This window comes from Vibrio floridensis (assembly GCF_021852965.1).
In the GTDB taxonomy this organism is placed as follows: domain Bacteria; phylum Pseudomonadota; class Gammaproteobacteria; order Enterobacterales; family Vibrionaceae; genus Vibrio; species Vibrio floridensis.
In genome coordinates this window covers 145226-162435 of the sequence record NZ_JAKGCY010000004.1, presented here as the reverse complement: position 1 = coordinate 162435, position 17210 = coordinate 145226, and the positions used below count along the sequence as shown (strand labels likewise).

The window sequence follows — 17210 nt, the reverse complement described above, 5'->3', positions numbered from 1 at the left end:
GAAAAAATGAATTGCTCTCGCTAAACAGCGAGAGCGCCAAAAGAATAGCAATAAGGAAGTTCGAGTGAGCAAACAACAAAAAATCCTTTTTATCGACCGTGACGGCACTTTGATCGTGGAACCACCAGTCGATTTTCAAGTAGACCGTCTCGACAAATTGAAACTGGAACCGTTTGTGATTCCAAGCCTGTTGTCGTTGCAGGAAGCGGGATACCGTCTAGTGATGGTCACCAACCAAGACGGCCTTGGAACAGACAGCTATCCGCAAGAAGATTTTGATGCGCCACACAATATGATGATGGAGATTTTCGAATCTCAAGGGGTGAAATTTGATGATGTACTGATCTGCCCTCATTTTGAAAAAGACAATTGCTCTTGTCGCAAACCGAAATTGGGCTTGGTAAAAGAGTACCTTCAAGCGGGTAAAGTGGATTTCCAGAACTCGTTCGTGATTGGCGATCGTCAAACGGATCTTCAACTTGCAGAAAACATGGCCATTCGTGGCATTCAATACAACCCAGAAACCATGGGCTGGAAACGGATCCTGAAAGATCTGACGGTGAAAGCGCGTACTGCCGAAGTGGTTCGCACCACGAAAGAAACCGACATCAAAGTATTCGTTAATCTTGATGAGCAAGGCGGTAACGCGATATCAACCGGTCTTGGTTTCTTCGACCACATGTTGGATCAAATCGCCACGCACGGTGGATTCCAGATGGTGTGCAAAGTGGAAGGTGACTTGCACATTGATGATCACCACACGGTAGAAGATACCGCTCTCGCGTTGGGGCAAGCATTGAAAGAAGCACTGGGTGACAAGCGTGGTATTGGCCGCTTTGGCTTCAGCCTGCCAATGGACGAGTGCTTGGCACAATGTGCACTAGACCTATCTGGTCGTCCTTACCTTAAGTTCGACGCGCAGTTCAGCCGTGAGCAGGTCGGTGACTTATCCACTGAGATGGTGGTTCATTTCTTCCGTTCTTTGACGGATACCCTAGCGTGTACGCTGCACCTTTCTTCTGCGGGCAACAATGATCACCACATCATTGAAAGTCTATTCAAAGCGTTTGGTCGTACTCTGCGCCAAGCAATCAAAGTAGAAGGCACTGAGCTACCAAGTAGTAAAGGCGTGCTGTAAGACGAGCGTAAGCAAGGAGAAAAACAGTGACAGAACAGAAAGTTGTCATTATCGATACTGGCTGTGCCAACGTTTCTTCGGTGAAGTTTGCCATTGAACGCCTAGGCTATGACGTAACGATTTCAAAAGATCCACAAGTGGTATTGTCGGCTGACAAGCTATTTCTACCGGGCGTGGGCACCGCCAGTGAAGCGATGAAGAACCTAGAAGAGCGCGATCTGATCAGCTTGGTAAAACAGGTAGAGAAGCCGCTGCTCGGTATCTGTTTAGGCATGCAACTGTTGGGCAAAGTATCTCAAGAGAAAGGGCAGAAAGCCGACGAGTTAGTTGAGTGTCTTGGACTTTGTGACGGTGAAGTGAAGCTGCTACAAACTGGCGACTTACCGCTGCCGCACATGGGCTGGAACACGGTGTCTGCAAAAGCAGGTAACCCACTGTTCAAAGGTATTGAAGAAGGTGAGTACTTCTACTTCGTGCACAGTTTTGCAATGCCAGTTGGGGACTACACCATTGCTGAATGTGAATACGGCAACTCGTTCACAGCGGCAGTACAAAGTGGTAACTACTACGGTGTGCAGTTCCATCCTGAGCGTTCTTCAAAAGCGGGCGCGAAGCTTATTCAAAACTTCTTAGAATTATAAAAGGGATTTAGTGTGATTATTCCAGCTCTTGATTTAATTGAAGGACAGGTAGTTCGCCTTTATCAAGGTGATTACGGCCAAGTCACCGAATACAAAGTCGACCCAGCAGAGCAGTTTAATTTGTACCACCAAGCAGGTGCCAACTGGCTGCACTTAGTGGATTTAACTGGTGCGAAAGACACAACAGCGCGTCAACTTGATTTGATTGCAAAGCTATTAGCAAGTACGCCAGCGAACATCCAAATCGGTGGTGGTGTGCGTACAGAGCAAGACGTGATTGATCTGTTAGAAGCCGGTGCTCAACGTGTCGTTGTTGGTTCGACCGCAGTAAAACAGCCAGAGCTTGTGAAAGGTTGGATGGAAAAATATGGCGCGGAGAAAATCGTTCTCGCGCTAGACATCAACATCGACCAAGACGGCACACGTAAAGTGGCGATTTCTGGCTGGCAGGAAGATTCAGGCGTAACCATTGAAGCGCTGATCAACGATTACCTAACGGTAGGTCTACAGCACGTGCTGTGTACGGACATTTCTCGTGACGGTACGCTAGAAGGCTCAAACGTCGAGCTTTATGTCGACCTATGTAAGCAGTACCCACAAGTGCAGTTCCAATCTTCAGGCGGCATCGGCTCATTAGCGGATATCGAAGCACTAAAAGGCAGCGGTGTGGCGGGTGTGATTGTTGGTCGTGCACTGTTAGATGGCAAGTTCACAGCAGAGGAGGCATTTGCATGCTGGCAAAGCGAATAATTCCATGTCTTGATGTTCGTGATGGACAAGTGGTGAAGGGCGTTCAGTTTCGTAACCATGAAATCATTGGTGATATCGTTCCTCTTGCGAAACGCTATGCGGAAGAAGGCGCTGACGAGCTTGTATTCTACGATATTACCGCTTCAAGTGATGGTCGTGTTGTCGATAAAAGTTGGGTCGCTCGCGTTGCAGAAGTGATTGATATTCCGTTCTGTGTCGCTGGTGGCATTAAGTCAGCAGAAGACGCAGCGCGCATTCTTGAATTTGGCGCAGACAAGGTGTCTATAAACTCACCTGCATTGGCAAACCCGCAGTTGATTACTGACCTTGCCGATAAGTTTGGTGTGCAATGTATCGTCGTTGGTATTGATTCATACTACGATAAAGAGACCGGTAAGTATCAGGTTTACCAGTTTACTGGTGACGAAGAACGCACCAAAGCGACCCAATGGGAAACACGTGATTGGGTGCAAGAAGTTCAAAAACGTGGCGCTGGTGAAATTGTATTGAACATGATGAACCAAGACGGCGTACGTAACGGCTACGACATCGAACAACTGAATATGGTACGCGAAGTGTGTAAGGTGCCATTGATTGCCTCTGGTGGTGCCGGTGCCATGGAGCACTTCGCGGAAGCCTACCAAAAAGCCAATGTGGATGGTGCGCTGGCTGCATCGGTGTTCCACAAACAAGTCATCAATATTGGTGATTTAAAGCAGTATTTAAAGCAACAAGGCATTGAGGTACGACTATGAGTTTTAAAACCGCCGAAGTCAGCTCGCTCGCTGAGCGAATCAACTGGGAAAAGGTGGACGGTCTGGTACCTGCCATCGTACAAGATTTCCAATCGAGCCAAGTGCTGATGATGGGTTACATGAACCAAGAAGCCTTGGTGAAAACGGGGGAAACAGGCCAAGTAACGTTTTTCTCTCGTACCAAAGAACGCCTTTGGACCAAAGGTGAAACGTCAGGTAACGTGCTGCAATTGGTGAACATGTCGTTGGATTGTGATAACGACACACTGCTAGTGAAAGTCAACCCATTTGGGCCAACGTGTCATACGGGCACCACCACTTGCTGGGATGGTGATCCACAGGAAGAGTCACAAATGGTGTGGCTTCATCAACTTGAGCAGCTACTGGCTGCCCGCAAGAGTGCCGACCCAGACTCCTCTTATACTGCCAGTCTGTATGCTCGTGGTACCAAGCGTATTTCGCAGAAAGTGGGTGAGGAAGGCGTTGAAGTCGCGCTTGCGGCGACGTCGGGTGATAAGGCGGAGTTAGTGTGTGAATCGGCAGACTTGATTTACCATCTAATGGTATTGCTGCAAGACCAAGGCTTATCGATGAATGATGTGATCAATAAGCTTAAAGAGCGTCATAAGTAAGGGAAGTTAAAGGTCCTAGGTTATAGGACCTAGATCCTAGGTGGGGTGCACGGGAAGTCTTGTGCACTTCATTTGTTGTAGCAAGTGTTATGGAATACAGGGCGCTTTACTTACGGAAAGGAAAGATTTAAGGTTTTTTAGAACCTAGAACCTAGAACCTAGAACCTAGAACCTAGTTTTTCCCTTGGCTCTTACCCACAACATTTCTTAAATTTCTTACCGCTGCCACAGATACACGGATCGTTGCGGCCCACTTTCAAACTACTGACAGATTGATTTAACCGCGGATCTTGCTCTGGCTCTTCTTCCGGAAAGGTGCCATCAATGTAATACCAAAGTCCGTCTTCTTTCACAAAGCGTGAGCGTTCGGTCATACAGTAGCGTTTACCGTCTTCATCAAAGTAAGCGTTGAACTCAACAAAGCCTTCATTTTCGTTGCTGCCTGCTTCTGTTTTAACCACTTCAAGCTTGCACCAATCGTTCTCAATGGATTCCGCGATGCCTTCGCGCTGTTCTTCGGCATGGCAGCTTGGGTGGTAGGTATTCACAACGTAATCGACCAACCCCAATACGTGGGCACTGTAACGAGAACGCATCAGTTGTTCCGGTGTGATCACATTGGCGTGATGCTTATGGGCAATTTCACAACACAGAGCATAGGTACGGTTTGATCCGCAAGGGCAAGAAGCAGCCATAAATTGAAATCTCAGCAAATAAAGCGATAAAACAAACAACCCCACTGTTGTGGGGTTGTTTGTCATTATAACGAGTTACGGTGTCTGCGACAGCAATTCTTGTGTCCAAGCCGTCGCCTCACTGTACGCCTTGCAGATTTGCTCTTCAGAAATCCCTAACAGTCGTTGGTAATCGTTAGCTTTCTCCCAGTCAGCTTGTTCGTAGGCGATAACCATCGAAAGAATCGAACCGAGGTGTCCGTCTCTTTGGCTTAATGCGAGTTTGATTTCTTCATCGACAGGAATATCAATGATGATATCGGCCAACGGTTGATCGAGTAGAGAATCCAAAAGTGAAAACAACCCAGTGAGAAACGCTTGCCCAGGATCATATTTGGTAGAAGTGTAACCGAGAGTCAGTTCACAAGCTCGAGCTCTTTGAACGGCTAACGAATAAAGAGAATCGGGTTTATCTTCGTGAACGGACGCCACCGCGACCAGTGAAATAAAGCGTCTTAGCTTCTCTTCCCCCATGTAAATCAATGCTTGGCGGAATGATTTAATTTTGGAAGTTAGCGTGTACCCAGAGTTTACATAGGTCATCAACTTGTAGGATAACGTGACATCAATGGAAAACAAGCGCTCAACTTCATTGAAATCGATTGGCTCGTCGGCAATCTCTTTGCACAGTTGCACGACCGTTAAAAAAGAAGGGTTAATTCTTCTCTTTTGAATCATTTCGGGGCGACTAAAGAAGTACCCTTGAAAGTAATCAAATCCAGCTTTGATAGCCTGCTCAAACTCTTGGTAAGTTTCCACCTTTTCCGCTAAGAACTTGATTTTTAGTTTTTTTAGTGACTGAATGAACAGAGCCGCTTTTTCAATCGGAACGATGCGAATATCAAACTTAATGATATGAATATAGGGCAAAAACCGTTTCCAAGCGCGATTTGGGACAAAGTCGTCTAATGCAATACGATAGCCTGCCTTATGAAGTTTGATGATCGCTTCGTAGAGCTCATCGGTAGGCTCACAATCTTCCAAAATCTCTATGACCAGGCTCTCTTTAGGAAAAAGAATGGGTACTAAATTTATCAAGCTTTGATAAGGAAAATTAACAAACCCGAGCTTGTTACCCAAAGTGCTGTAATGAGTCGAAAGAAAGTGATCTGAAAGTAAACGGCTCGTGGCGAGTTCGGGCTCTACTTCTGGAAAGGTGTTTTTGGGGCCATCGCGAAACAGCAATTCATAACCAATGGTTTTTTTGTTTTGATCAAGAATGGGTTGTCTGGCAACGTAGGAATACTTCAATTTGCTGGACTCTGTTCTGTTAACGTGCTTTAGATTTGATGATAGCGACTTTTTCTAAAATATCTATATCGAATGTGGCGGATTGCTAGTGATGTTGTATTAATAATTTACTCACTAAAAAAAGAACGCTGTTCTAACGAAAAATGATCACTAGTTACTTTTAAAACAGAACCTTGTGAATACCAATCGCCTAAAACGATGCGAGTTTTTTCGCCATCTTCGTTGCGAATTTGATGAATGTTGGGGCGATGAGTGTGTCCATGTATCATCAAGTTGACGCAAAACTGAGACATTACTCGTTCAACTTCTATTGGATTGACATCCATGATCTCGAGAGTTTTGTGCTGCTTGTCATCACGAACACCGGACTGTACTTTGGCAACGATGCGCTTTTTTACAAACCAAGGAATGCGTTTGAAAATCCACTGCAGCCAGGGCTTATGTACGGTCTTGCGAAACTCTTGGTATTTGTGATCATCGATACAGAGTGTGTCGCCATGAAGAATGACGGTTTTTTGCCCGTAGAGTTCGATGGTGCAGACGTCGTCTAGCAGAGTCACCCCTGTTTCTTGGCAAAATCGTTCGCCTAATAAAAAGTCACGATTGCCTTGAATGAAAAAAACTGGAACACCTTTCGCCGTGAGGGCTTTAAACTCGCTGCGAATCTCTTGGGCAAATGGGGTGCTGTCCTCATCGCCAATCCAAAACTCAAAAAGATCGCCTAGCACGTAGAGAGCGTCTGCATATATGGCTTCATCGCGCATAAATCGTACAAAACAATTCGTAATATCAGGGCGAGAAGGTGTTAGGTGTAAATCTGAAATAAAAAGTGTCGTCATAGAAACAAGGGGAGGCACTGCCTCCCCATACCTATTTTAATTAGGATAACGAGTATCAATATTACTCTTCAATAGTCGCGCCAGTAATGACAACGTCTTCAAGTGGTACGTCTTGATGCATACCGTAAGAACCTGTGCTAACACCTTTGATTTTGTTAACCACTTCCATGCCTTCAACAACTTCACCAAACACACAGTAACCCCAGCCATCACGGCTCTCGCTACGGAAGTCAAGGAATGTGTTGTTGTTCACGTTGATGAAAAACTGTGAGCTAGCAGAGTGTGGATCCATAGTACGAGCCATCGCGATAGAACCGACTTTGTTGCTTAGGCCGTTGTTCGCTTCGTTTTTGATTGGCGCGCGAGTTGGTTTCTCACGTAGGCCAGACTCCATGCCACCGCCTTGGATCATAAAACCATCGATAACACGGTGGAAAACGGTGTTGTCGTAAAAACCATCGCGGCAGTACTGAAGAAAGTTTGCGCTTGTTTCTGGTGCTTTTTCTGCGTTTAGCTCAATCTTGATGTCACCAAAATTTGTGTGAAGGGTGATCATGCTGTTTTCCTTTGTGCTGTTTTGTTTAAAGTCAGAATTCTAGCCTAAGTTCAGGCTCATGCAAAACGAAGGACTAAGCAAATTACGCTTTTGTGTTGGAAGTTTAGCCGATTATCGTTTTTCAGCGGAATTGTTATTACCTTAAAACAATGTAGTTGGTATACTGCCGATTCATTTTAGTTCAATCAATATACAGATAGAGATCATGTTGAAGATATATAACACACTGACAAGACAGAAAGAGGAATTCAAACCAATCACAGCCGGTAAAATCGGTATGTATGTCTGTGGAGTTACCATTTACGATCTCTGTCACATCGGTCATGGCCGTACATTTGTCTCTTTTGACGTCGTATCTCGTTACTTGCGTTATTTAGGCTACGACCTGACGTTTGTGCGCAACATTACCGATATCGATGACAAAATCATCAAACGTGCCGCGGAAAATGGTGAAAGCTGTGAATCACTGACTGAACGTTTGATCGGTGAAATGCACGCTGACTTCGATGCGCTAAACATGAAACGCCCAGATGTGGAACCGCGTGCAACGCAATACATTCAAGAAATCATTGAGTTAGTGGAAAGACTGATTGAACGCGGTTTCGCGTATGTCGCCGACAACGGCGACGTGATGTTTGAAGTCAATAAATTTGACGAATACGGCAAGCTTTCTAAGCAAGACCTTGACCAGCTTCAAGCAGGCGCGCGCGTCGATGTAGAAACAGCAAAACGCTGCCCGCTGGATTTCGTGTTGTGGAAAATGTCCAAGCCGGGTGAGCCTACATGGGAATCACCATGGGGACCTGGTCGTCCTGGTTGGCACATCGAATGTTCGGCAATGAACTCGTCCATTCTTGGTAATCATTTTGATATTCACGGTGGCGGCTCTGATCTTCAGTTCCCGCACCACGAAAACGAAATTGCTCAGTCGTGCTGCGCCCATGATACTCAGTATGTGAATACTTGGATGCACAGCGGTATGGTGATGGTCGACAAAGAGAAGATGTCTAAGTCTCTAGGTAACTTCTTCACTATTCGCGATGTGTTAGGTCACTATGATGCGGAAACCGTACGTTACTTCCTAATGTCAGGTCACTACCGCAGTCAGCTTAACTACAGCGAAGAAAATCTCAACCAAGCTCGCGCGTCACTAGAGCGCTTATACACTTCTCTGCGTGGTTTGGATTTCTCGGCTGCGCCAGCAGGTGGTGAAGAGTATGTGTCACGTTTTACCGCAGCAATGAACGACGATTTCAACACGCCGGAAGCCTATTCCGTGTTGTTTGATATGGCGCGTGAGATCAACCGTTTGAAAACCGAAGATCTGGCCAACGCTAGCGCACTAGGTGCTTTGATGCGTGAGCTTGCGGACGTGATCGGTATTCTTCATCAAGATCCAGACGCGTTTTTGAAAGGTGACGCGGGCAATGATGATGAAGTGGCAGAAATTGAAGCGTTGATCAAACTGCGTAACGATTCTCGTGCGGCGAAAGATTGGGCAAACGCGGATATGGCGCGCGATAAGCTGAACGAGATGGGTATCGTACTTGAAGATGGCCCTGAAGGAACAACGTGGCGTCGCAAGTAATTGCATCTTTTTAAAGGGCTGTTGATTCAGCCCTTTTCTTTATATTTTTACATTTTCCAATTTTACTTAGGTAGTGCTCTGTGGCTCAGATGTATTTCTATTACTCAGCGATGAACGCGGGTAAATCAACGACTCTTCTTCAGTCTTCTTTCAACTATCAAGAGCGTGGTATGACGCCCGTTATTTTTACCGCGGCTTTAGATGATCGCTATGGTATTGGTAAAGTCAGCTCACGAATTGGTTTACAAGCTGAAGCGCAATTGTTTAAAGCAGACACCAATCTCTATCAAGAGATCGCTGCTCTGAATGAAGTGGAGAAACGCCATTGTATTTTGGTGGATGAGTGCCAATTCTTATCGAAAGAGCAAGTGTATCAGTTAACGGAAGTGGTCGATAAGCTGCACATTCCTGTATTGTGTTACGGACTTCGTACGGATTTTCTTGGTGAGCTGTTTGAAGGCAGCAAATACCTCCTTTCTTGGGCTGATAAATTGGTCGAACTAAAAACCATTTGTCATTGTGGACGCAAAGCCAACATGGTTATCCGCACCGACGAGCACGGTAACGCAATTAAAGAAGGCGACCAAGTGGCGATTGGCGGGAACGATCGTTATGTGTCAGTCTGTCGTCAACACTACAAAGAAGCGTTGGGTAAATAACAGGTTCTTTGAGTAACCCTACTGACAAGAATGCAATGAAGCCACTCACATCATGTGCAGTGGCTTTTTTTCGTTGGTTACCGCATTAAGCGTGTGACTGCGTTAAATAAGCAGCGAAGTGAGCTTTTCTCGGATACCTTGGTAAGCGGTTTCGACGTCATCGGGCAGCGGTTGTTCGGTTTGGAAGCCTTTTGCTGGATAACGTTTAATGCGCTCAAAGTCCTCAAGAAGCGCTTCAAGCACCAACATTAGAGGCATCTCTTCATTGATGTAATCAAAGAAGGCCTCTCCGGTGGAGCTCACCAACAGGTGTGAGTAAGGCCCCTGCCATTGTTTCTCGAACGTCGCGAGGGCGCGTCTTTCCATAAAGGGTTTTTGGACCAAAATAAACGACTCAAACGCCAACCCCTTTTCGAGCAAAAGTTGCTCGGAAAAACAGACATTTTCGCCACTATTGGAGGATTTTTTTTCGAGTAAGATGGCTTCTGCAGGCACGCCTGATGCTTTGGCGAGCTCGGCAAAAGTCTCAGCTTCGCTTTTTTCAAATAGCCCTTCAGTGAAACGTCCCTCACCACCAGAAAAAAGGATATAGGGGGCGTACCCTTGTTTGTACAAATTCGCAGCATGTTCAGCCACTCTAAGATCGTTACTGCACATCACGAGCAAGCACTCAACGGGGGTTAAGCGATGCTGCAATTGCATGTATTGCCAGAGCAGTTCAATTTGACGGAAAAGTTTCATAAAGCATCCAGCGTTGATTGATATTGAAATTGAAAACCCGATTGCAGCAACTTATCCACCACAATACGTTTGTCTTCAACGGCGACAACGGGTGGGAAATCAACGTCGAGTTGTGCAGATTCAAGCGCGGCTTGATAGAAGGCCGCTTTATCGACCGTCGTTGGCGTTGAGACGTTGAGCACTTGCTGGTCGACAGCACTAAGCGCAAACAAAAGTGCATTGATTGCATCGTCAAGATGAAGCATGTTGGCAGGCGCACGGCTGCTAATTTGTTTTAGATGAGGGACGAAGCGGGCAGGGTGGCGATTAGGCCCAAAGAGTCCGCTCAACCGTAAGATGGTAAAGTTTTTGCCTGAATCTAGCAGTGATTGCTCTGCCTGCAACATCACGCGTGCTTTGTCACTGAATAAGTCGCTCTCGCTGTTTGCCTTAGCGAGTGTTGCGTCGTCTTCCCTCATCTCGACGGGTTGATTTGGGTAAACCGTCGTCGAGCTGACCATAATGACTTTTTGTACCGCGCTATCCTTGATGCCGTCGACGATTTTTTGCCACTGATGGGCATATTCTTCACCGCTACCTTTTCGAAAGCCGGGGGGGAAACTGCCAACAACAATATCGATGGCATTGTTGTCCACGAGCTCTCGCACCTTCTTTGCGGCATCATCATTGGCGAGATCGAGGACGACTTTGCTTTCTTGCGCCAAAGGGACTTCACGAAGGCTGTCTGTAGAGCGTCGAGTGACAATCACCTGATGTTTTAACGCGGACAATTGTTGAGCAAAAGGTAAACCCAACCAACCGGCTCCAATGATTAATATCTTTTTCATCGCTATTTCCCAAATAAGTTACGCAGCAATCTACGCGTTTCTAAATGCACTGGATCAGAGTGCCATTTTTGATGTTGTATCACATCGATATTGGCTTGCCAGCCAAATTGCAACTGAGGATTTTGTATTTTCACCAAGCCGTGTTGTTCTGCGCCGATAAGGTGTTCTGGTAACAGACACCAGCCGAAGCCCGCTTTTGCCATCTCTAACAGCATAAAATAGTTATCAGCGTACCAAACGTCTGGGCCAAAGGCTTGATTCAGGGAGCTGAACTGAGCGTTCTTAGACCGTATGACCAATTGCCGATGCAGCTTGAGTTGGTCGCTATGCGTTAATGACATCGAAGCCAAAGGATGTTCAGTGGACACGAACACATCAAAAGCAACCGCTCCTAAGCTTGAGAAATCGATGGTCGATGGCAGTACGGTTTCACTCAAAATGATGCCAGTAGTCGCGCGTCCTGATTCCACAAGTTCAATAATATCGGGGCTTGAAGCCGTTAAACACTCGATTTGTAGCTCTGGGAATGACGCCTCCAAGGTACGAAAAACGTGTGGCAGCGTTAACAGCGGTACACCTTCGTCGACGGCAAGAATCAGTTGCGACGCGCGCGGTTCAAATAGCGAACGGGCTTTATTAGAGAATCTCTCCAACTGTTCCAGAGTTGCTTTCGCGTAAGGGAGAAGTGCTAAACCTGACGAATTGAGTACAGGGTATCGTCCTGTGCGATCAAAAAGAGGTACCCCGCAATCAAGCTCCATATTCATAATATGTTGGCTGATGACCGATTGCGCTTTACCAAGCGCCCTCGCAGCGGCAGAAAAGGAGCCTTTTTCTGAGGTAGTGACGAATGCTTGTAGTTGCTCAATAGTAAACATATCGCTTTTATAGATGGTATCTAACTTTTGTGTATCTTAATGGTAGATAGAATGTGTGTGATTGAAAAGCATCAGTAAGAGGTTTTGTGATGACACAAGGTGAACGACTTTTTCATGCCGTGGCGTTTGAACTTTTGGCATTGGCGATTATTGTACCAGCGACATCTTTGATGACTGGAAAAGGGGCTTCGGCACTGGCTATTGTAGGGATCGGGCTGAGTATCTTTACCGTCATTTGGAATTACATCTATAACCAATATTTTGATCAATGGTTTGGTGAGAATCGAGCAGAGAGAGGATTAAAAATGCGTCTTTTGCATACGCTCGGATTTGAGGGAGGGCTCATCTTTATTACCATTCCAGTGATCTCTTGGTTCCTCAGCATCTCGATATTACAAGCCTTGCTGCTGGAAGCGGGTTTTTTGCTCTTTTTCCTAGTTTACGCGACGGGGTTTAATTGGTTTTATGACCGCGTTCAACCCTATCAACGGGTGAATGCCTTATTTTCTCGCTAGACAATGCTCTGCGGGGTTCGCAATATTCAACAGTGTGTTGTTAGCACGCTCCGTCACCTAGCTAGAGAAACAAAAAGACTCGCTTTTGAATAAACCAAAAGCGAGTCTTTATTATTCTCAGTCAGTTGCGCTAAAGCATTATGCGCTTAATACTCTCAATGTTTTTTCTGCGTGCTCTGCTACTTCAATACCTTCGTCAGTGAGGTAGCCTCCGTCGATTTGAGTACATAGGCCTTTATCAAATAGACGTTTTACCGCAGCTTGAGTCGATTCCGCCGCATCTTTGTGCACTTTTATCCCTGTTGCTGCGCTGCTCAAATCAAATTGCAGTAATAGGTTCATTTCAGCTAAGTGTTCTTCTGTAAATTTCATACTCATACTCCGACAAATCGTTTTGTTTCAACTTAGTATGCTTACCCAGCAGTTACAATCATAAAGAGTAAGAATTGTTAGCTAGACAATGATTTGCTCTTTTTCTAACCAGATGAATGTGGTTTTTCGATAAGAAACGCTGTTTTATTATTCTCACAATCAATACAAAGTATTAATCTCAAGACATTTGTAATATATTTAGACGTCTATTCAAGATTACAGGGTGTACGAAAACGCCCGTTTACTATCAATTTTTTGCGAGTGCTTCATTTCTTCATGTTTCGCCTGCTGGCTTTAGAAGCATCGAGGGGGAAAAAACACTTGCGCGTCAATGAGCTAGTTTTAGAAGGAAACAAATGATGAACAAATTTAAGATGGCACTGGTTACATCAATGGTGCTTTCGATGGTTGGCTGTCAATCGACTCCTGATGAAAAGGTGAGCGAAGCAACCACCAATGTTGTCGCAGAAAATACAGCCACCCCATTTGCGGGAATCCAAACGTCTTACCAACAGTGGCAAGAAACACTAAAGCAAAGTGCTGAGTTGGCGATCTATGCGCCAGAAAATTTCAAGGACATGAACTCTGCGTGGAAGGAACTGAGTGAAATTTACGCTAAGTTGGAAAAAGAGCCAGAACTTGCTGGTAAAAGTCATTCACTGTTTTCAGGTGAAACTTATGCACAAGCGTATCAAGAGCAACTTAAGCTCGTTGAGCAAAACCATGCTGCCTTGCAGAGCCTGAAGTTGAAAGCAGATGTGATTCTGGCTGACTCGATTTCTCAGATGGACTATCTAAAAGAGATTAATGCGGCGGACCACTACGCCTCCGATTACAACAAGGTGCTACAACAATACAAGAAACTGTTCGCCTATGTTGTGGTTGATGAACTTGATGAAGCGCAAGAAAAACAAGTTGCGTTTTTGAACACGGCGAAACAGCTAGAAGTGAAGGTCATCCATAAAACGCTGATTCTTCCACTGAAGCAAGAACTGACCACGCTAAAGAAAGAAGACTTTAACGAAGTGGCGCCAGTGAGTTTTGCAACCGCAGAAAATGTAGTCAATATCGCCGCCAATATCGCTCAAACGAATCCTCGTGACAAAGCAGCGATTGAGCTGGCTGTTGCAAATGCGAAGTTCGAAATCGAACACGTTAAGCAAGTCACGCATCAGGTGAAGTTGTTGGCTTCTGTTGAAGATGATGCTTTTGAAAACTCAGTTTTAGAAATTGAAAATAAGCTGCTCGCCATCTCTAAAGCAGTCGATGGTTCTGATTACCGTGATGTGATGTTGAGAGAACAAAGCGAAAAGATTCTTGACAGCGTGAAACGCATGCACGAAGCAAACAAAACTACCGATTTGTCTCAGCAGGTGACGGAGCTTAATAGCAAAGTGAAAGTGCTTGAAACCAAGTCGGCGGAGCAGAAAGCAGCATTGGAAAAAGCCAATCAACGTGAGTTGGCGTTAAATGCCCACATTGAACGTGAAGCTGCGCATATCAAGAGCTTGGAAGAGTTGGTCGCGAATCTGAAACTTCAGTTAGCGGCAAAAGATCAGCCTGCGTCTACTGTGGAACAGGCAGAGCCAGTGCAAGAGGGGACAGCATTAGAAGAGCAAGATCCTCAAGTAGAAGAGGCAGCCCCTAAAGCCGAAGCGATTGAAACTGAAGAAGCAGCAAGCGCCGTTGAGGCGAGTAGCGAAACCGCAGCGCCAGAAACGCAGCCAGAGAATGCAGCAGAATAACCTCAGAGCTTCGCTAACACTAATCCCAAAAATGCCTCAACCATATGAGGCATTTTTGTTTCTATGGTTTGCTAAAATACGTTTGGATATAAGGTGTTGGCGAGCCATTCTTAATGCCAGCACAGAAACTGAAAGCAGAAGATGCGAATAGGTTGTCGCAATCTGGTTTTTTACATCAACTCACTAAAACAACATTTTTTGTAAACATAAAAAATACCCCTTGAAAAACTCTGGAAAAGGAGAGATTATCCGCGCCACTCGAAATTGTTTCCAAATGTTACTTTGCAATGAACTTCAATCAATTTGACTCGCTATTACCACCACAGGCCGCGGAAAGAGCGGCAGAGATCGGTGAAGGGAAAGCGACCAAGGATCCGGTTAAATCATTTTTACTTGCTATTTCGGCAGGTATTCACATTGGTATCGCCTTTGTTTTCTATACCACAGTGACCACTGGCGCAGTGGATCTTCCTTGGGGAATTACGCGCTTAATTGGTGGCTTGGCATTTAGCTTAGGCTTAATCCTTGTTGTTGTGACTGGTGGTGAACTGTTTACGAGTTCAGTGCTGACCTTAGTTGCACGTGCCAGCGGTAAAATCTCTTGGCGTGTTCTGATCAAAAACTGGTTTGTGGTTTATGTCGGTAACTTGGTTGGCGCCATTTTGCTGGTGGTTTGCATGTTGATCACTAAGCAGTACATGTTTGACCATGGACAGGTTGGCCTAAACGCGATGGCGATTTCACAGCATAAGATGCACCACAGCTTTTTCTCTGCCGTAGCTTTAGGCATCATGTGTAATGTGCTGGTTTGTATCGCTGTGTGGATGACGTTTAGCGGTCGTACACTAACGGATAAAATTGCCGTGATGATTCTTCCTGTTGCGATGTTTGTCTCGGCAGGTTTTGAGCACTGTATTGCCAATATGTTCCAAGTGCCGATGGCGATTGGTATCAAAAATTTTGCCCCTGCTGAATTTTGGCAAATGACGGGTGCCAACATTGCCGATTACGCCGACCTGAACATGATGGACTTTCTGCTGAATAACCTATTGCCCGTTACGCTTGGCAATATCATCGGTGGTGGTGTGTTTGTTGGCATGTGGTATTGGTTAATCTACCTGCGCGATTAATCGCTGAGTGACACTATTCACCGCGATTCTTAGATAACTAAAAAGCAGACGTTAAGTCTGCTTTTTTCGCTTTTCATACCCTTTAGAAATCACTTGAGCTTGATGAGAACTCGGTTGGTTGCGGTGGCAACTCAAAGGGCTTATCAATTAGCCACTCTCGACAATCTTGCTGCAGCTCATCGTGGTATTGCGGTGAATAGTCCATATTCTTCCTCTCCGTCGGATGCCTAATAGGTAAGTTACGTCTCAATCATGACGGCCGTGTGACGAACTTCCTGCGTTTTTAAGACACCAACAGATCGGCACCGAATGAGGTTATCCACATTTTCTGTGGATAACCTGTCGTAAAGTTCGTGGGTATCTTATTTCGGCTAAAAGTGATTAGAAAAGAGGCGGTTAGAAAAAGAGAGTAAACTGCTCATTTTGTATCCTGAGTGTTTATTTTCACTCGCCCATTTCTATCTAAACAGCGATGTAGCACCAGCTCTAAAGTGATGACAACAGAAAGGGCTAGGGTGACAAAAATCGCGATCATAATGATCAGTTGATATTTAATCGCCACCATCGGACTTGCGCCCCCCAAGATTTGTCCTGTCATCATGCCAGGTAATGTGACCAGCCCTGTCGCCGCCATTGAGGCAAGAATAGGAGCAAAAGATTTTTGCATCGCTTGCCTAACAAACAGAAGTGACGCATAACGTGGCGATGCACCGAGGGCGATCGCAGCTTCGTATTCATTGCTTCGATTGCGATAGCAATCAAACAGATTTTGCAAAGCGACAATATTGCCACTTAAGCTGTTGCCCAGCAGCATACCAGCCAAAGGAATCATATATTGCGTGTGATACCAAGGTGTTGGCACGATGATGCCAACAAGCAACACTGAGAGTATTGGCAACATACCTCCAGCGAGCCCGAATAAGGTAGGAAAGAGTAGCTGACTTTGTGGCAAGTGGGCTTTGCTGACAATGGAAGAAGCGCCAACGGTGAGCATCACCAATAACCAAATTACATTGATGCGCCAGTCATTTAGGGTAAACAGATACTCCAAATAGAAGCCCACTAAAATCAGTTGCAGTGCCATACGGCCAACACTCAGTAGGGCTTCTTTCGCGATCGCCAGCTGATAGAAGTGGCTAATGAATAGCGGGATAACAAGGAGGCTGGAAAACGCCAAGAGTGCCTCCCAAGTGAGATCAATAACCGATTCCATACCCATCTCTTTCCATTGGTCATATCGGGATTGAAACGAATCTGAGGTGATATGGGAAGGCGTCTGATTCGATTTCTTGTCAGAAGTCACACTGCGTAAATCACGAATGGTGAGTCGCAGCGTATGTATTTCTTGAGTTGCTTGTTTGCTTAAATGTTGAACGGTTTTTGCATTAAGAGGGCCACTTTAGACTGCTATTTTGCTCCTTTGGCATTCACATTGTGGTAACAATAAAATCACATAATC

At 45.5% G+C, this 17210-nt stretch carries 20 protein-coding genes; 10 read left to right on the top strand and 10 right to left on the bottom strand.

What is annotated here, in order from left to right; translation table 11 throughout:
• The first annotated feature begins 64 nt into the window (after positions 1–64).
• The 5 genes from hisB to hisIE are packed head-to-tail and all read left to right on the top strand — an operon-like array spanning position 65 to position 3916.
• Positions 65–1138 carry a bifunctional histidinol-phosphatase/imidazoleglycerol-phosphate dehydratase HisB gene (hisB, locus tag LZU85_RS08985; protein ID WP_237286912.1) on the top strand — a complete coding sequence of 358 codons (1074 nt, stop codon included), beginning with the start codon at positions 65–67 and terminating at the stop codon, positions 1136–1138.
• Positions 1139–1164: 26 nt separating this feature from the next.
• Positions 1165–1779, top strand: a complete 615-nt coding sequence (hisH, locus tag LZU85_RS08980; RefSeq protein WP_011080736.1) for an imidazole glycerol phosphate synthase subunit HisH — start codon at positions 1165–1167, stop codon at positions 1777–1779.
• 12 nt (positions 1780–1791) lie between these two features.
• Positions 1792–2529: a 1-(5-phosphoribosyl)-5-[(5-phosphoribosylamino)methylideneamino]imidazole-4-carboxamide isomerase gene (hisA, locus tag LZU85_RS08975; RefSeq protein ID WP_005390889.1), complete on the top strand. Its 738-nt coding sequence runs from the start codon at positions 1792–1794 to the stop codon at positions 2527–2529.
• Positions 2511–3284 (top strand): imidazole glycerol phosphate synthase subunit HisF, encoded by a 774-nt coding sequence (hisF, locus tag LZU85_RS08970; protein WP_060531982.1) that lies wholly within the window; start codon positions 2511–2513, stop codon positions 3282–3284. The genes hisA and hisF overlap by 19 nt, the downstream gene beginning before the upstream one ends.
• Entirely contained in the window at positions 3281–3916 is a 636-nt protein-coding gene (gene hisIE / locus LZU85_RS08965) for a bifunctional phosphoribosyl-AMP cyclohydrolase/phosphoribosyl-ATP diphosphatase HisIE (protein WP_065090569.1), read from the top strand. The genes hisF and hisIE overlap by 4 nt, the downstream gene beginning before the upstream one ends.
• A 191-nt stretch (positions 3917–4107) precedes the next feature.
• Here hisIE and LZU85_RS08960 read toward each other — a convergent pair whose 3' ends face one another.
• The 4 genes from LZU85_RS08960 to LZU85_RS08945 form a co-directional block, all read right to left on the bottom strand.
• The gene (locus LZU85_RS08960) at positions 4108–4611 is read right to left on the bottom strand and encodes a YchJ family protein (protein WP_237286911.1); all 504 of its coding nucleotides are present in this window, start codon (positions 4609–4611) and stop codon (positions 4108–4110) included.
• Positions 4612–4686: 75 nt separating this feature from the next.
• Positions 4687–5901: an EAL and HDOD domain-containing protein gene (locus tag LZU85_RS08955; protein WP_176297311.1), complete on the bottom strand. Its 1215-nt coding sequence runs from the start codon at positions 5899–5901 to the stop codon at positions 4687–4689.
• A gap of 107 nt (positions 5902–6008) precedes the next feature.
• Complete coding sequence (lpxH, locus tag LZU85_RS08950) at positions 6009–6740, bottom strand: UDP-2,3-diacylglucosamine diphosphatase (protein WP_237286980.1); 732 nt, start codon at positions 6738–6740, stop codon at positions 6009–6011.
• A 61-nt stretch (positions 6741–6801) separates the two neighbouring features.
• A complete protein-coding gene (locus LZU85_RS08945; protein ID WP_176297312.1) occupies positions 6802–7296 on the bottom strand; it encodes a peptidylprolyl isomerase in 495 nt (164 codons plus the stop codon).
• Positions 7297–7501: 205 nt separating this feature from the next.
• Here LZU85_RS08945 and cysS point away from each other — a divergent pair, with 205 nt between their 5' ends.
• Together cysS and LZU85_RS08935 are read left to right on the top strand one after the other, a co-directional pair.
• The gene (gene cysS, locus LZU85_RS08940) at positions 7502–8884 is read left to right on the top strand and encodes a cysteine--tRNA ligase (protein ID WP_237286910.1); all 1383 of its coding nucleotides are present in this window, start codon (positions 7502–7504) and stop codon (positions 8882–8884) included.
• Positions 8885–8964: 80 nt separating this feature from the next.
• On the top strand, positions 8965–9543 hold the full coding sequence (locus LZU85_RS08935; protein ID WP_011150030.1) for a thymidine kinase: 579 nt from the start codon (positions 8965–8967) through the stop codon (positions 9541–9543).
• 102 nt (positions 9544–9645) lie between these two features.
• Here LZU85_RS08935 and LZU85_RS08930 read toward each other — a convergent pair whose 3' ends face one another.
• Genes LZU85_RS08930 through LZU85_RS08920 form a run of 3 tightly spaced genes read right to left on the bottom strand, consistent with a single transcriptional unit; the run spans position 9646 to position 11989 of the window.
• A complete protein-coding gene (locus tag LZU85_RS08930) occupies positions 9646–10284 on the bottom strand; it encodes a YdcF family protein (RefSeq protein ID WP_130192815.1) in 639 nt (212 codons plus the stop codon).
• Positions 10281–11111: an SDR family oxidoreductase gene (locus LZU85_RS08925; protein WP_237286909.1), complete on the bottom strand. Its 831-nt coding sequence runs from the start codon at positions 11109–11111 to the stop codon at positions 10281–10283. The genes LZU85_RS08930 and LZU85_RS08925 overlap by 4 nt, the downstream gene beginning before the upstream one ends.
• Before the next feature lie 2 nt (positions 11112–11113).
• Complete coding sequence (locus LZU85_RS08920; RefSeq protein ID WP_237286908.1) at positions 11114–11989, bottom strand: LysR family transcriptional regulator; 876 nt, start codon at positions 11987–11989, stop codon at positions 11114–11116.
• Between the two features lie 89 nt (positions 11990–12078).
• Between LZU85_RS08920 and LZU85_RS08915 the strand changes: the two genes are divergently transcribed.
• Positions 12079–12504, top strand: coding sequence for a PACE efflux transporter (locus tag LZU85_RS08915; RefSeq protein WP_130192819.1), 426 nt, complete (start codon positions 12079–12081; stop codon positions 12502–12504).
• Positions 12505–12642: 138 nt separating this feature from the next.
• On the opposite strand, the gene LZU85_RS08910 is transcribed toward LZU85_RS08915, so the two are convergent.
• A complete protein-coding gene (locus LZU85_RS08910) occupies positions 12643–12876 on the bottom strand; it encodes a TIGR02647 family protein (RefSeq protein WP_176297316.1) in 234 nt (77 codons plus the stop codon).
• Positions 12877–13235: 359 nt separating this feature from the next.
• Here LZU85_RS08910 and LZU85_RS08905 point away from each other — a divergent pair, with 359 nt between their 5' ends.
• Both LZU85_RS08905 and focA read left to right on the top strand, forming a co-directional pair.
• Entirely contained in the window at positions 13236–14621 is a 1386-nt protein-coding gene (locus LZU85_RS08905) for a DNA repair protein (protein WP_237286907.1), read from the top strand.
• Positions 14622–14908: 287 nt separating this feature from the next.
• Complete coding sequence (gene focA / locus LZU85_RS08900; protein ID WP_176297318.1) at positions 14909–15751, top strand: formate transporter FocA; 843 nt, start codon at positions 14909–14911, stop codon at positions 15749–15751.
• Positions 15752–15833: 82 nt separating this feature from the next.
• On the opposite strand, the gene LZU85_RS20895 is transcribed toward focA, so the two are convergent.
• Both LZU85_RS20895 and LZU85_RS08895 read right to left on the bottom strand, forming a co-directional pair.
• A complete protein-coding gene (locus LZU85_RS20895) occupies positions 15834–15956 on the bottom strand; it encodes a hypothetical protein (protein WP_264921975.1) in 123 nt (40 codons plus the stop codon).
• 213 nt (positions 15957–16169) lie between these two features.
• Complete coding sequence (locus LZU85_RS08895) at positions 16170–16964, bottom strand: ABC transporter permease (RefSeq protein ID WP_237286906.1); 795 nt, start codon at positions 16962–16964, stop codon at positions 16170–16172.
• Positions 16965–17210 lie beyond the last annotated feature (246 nt).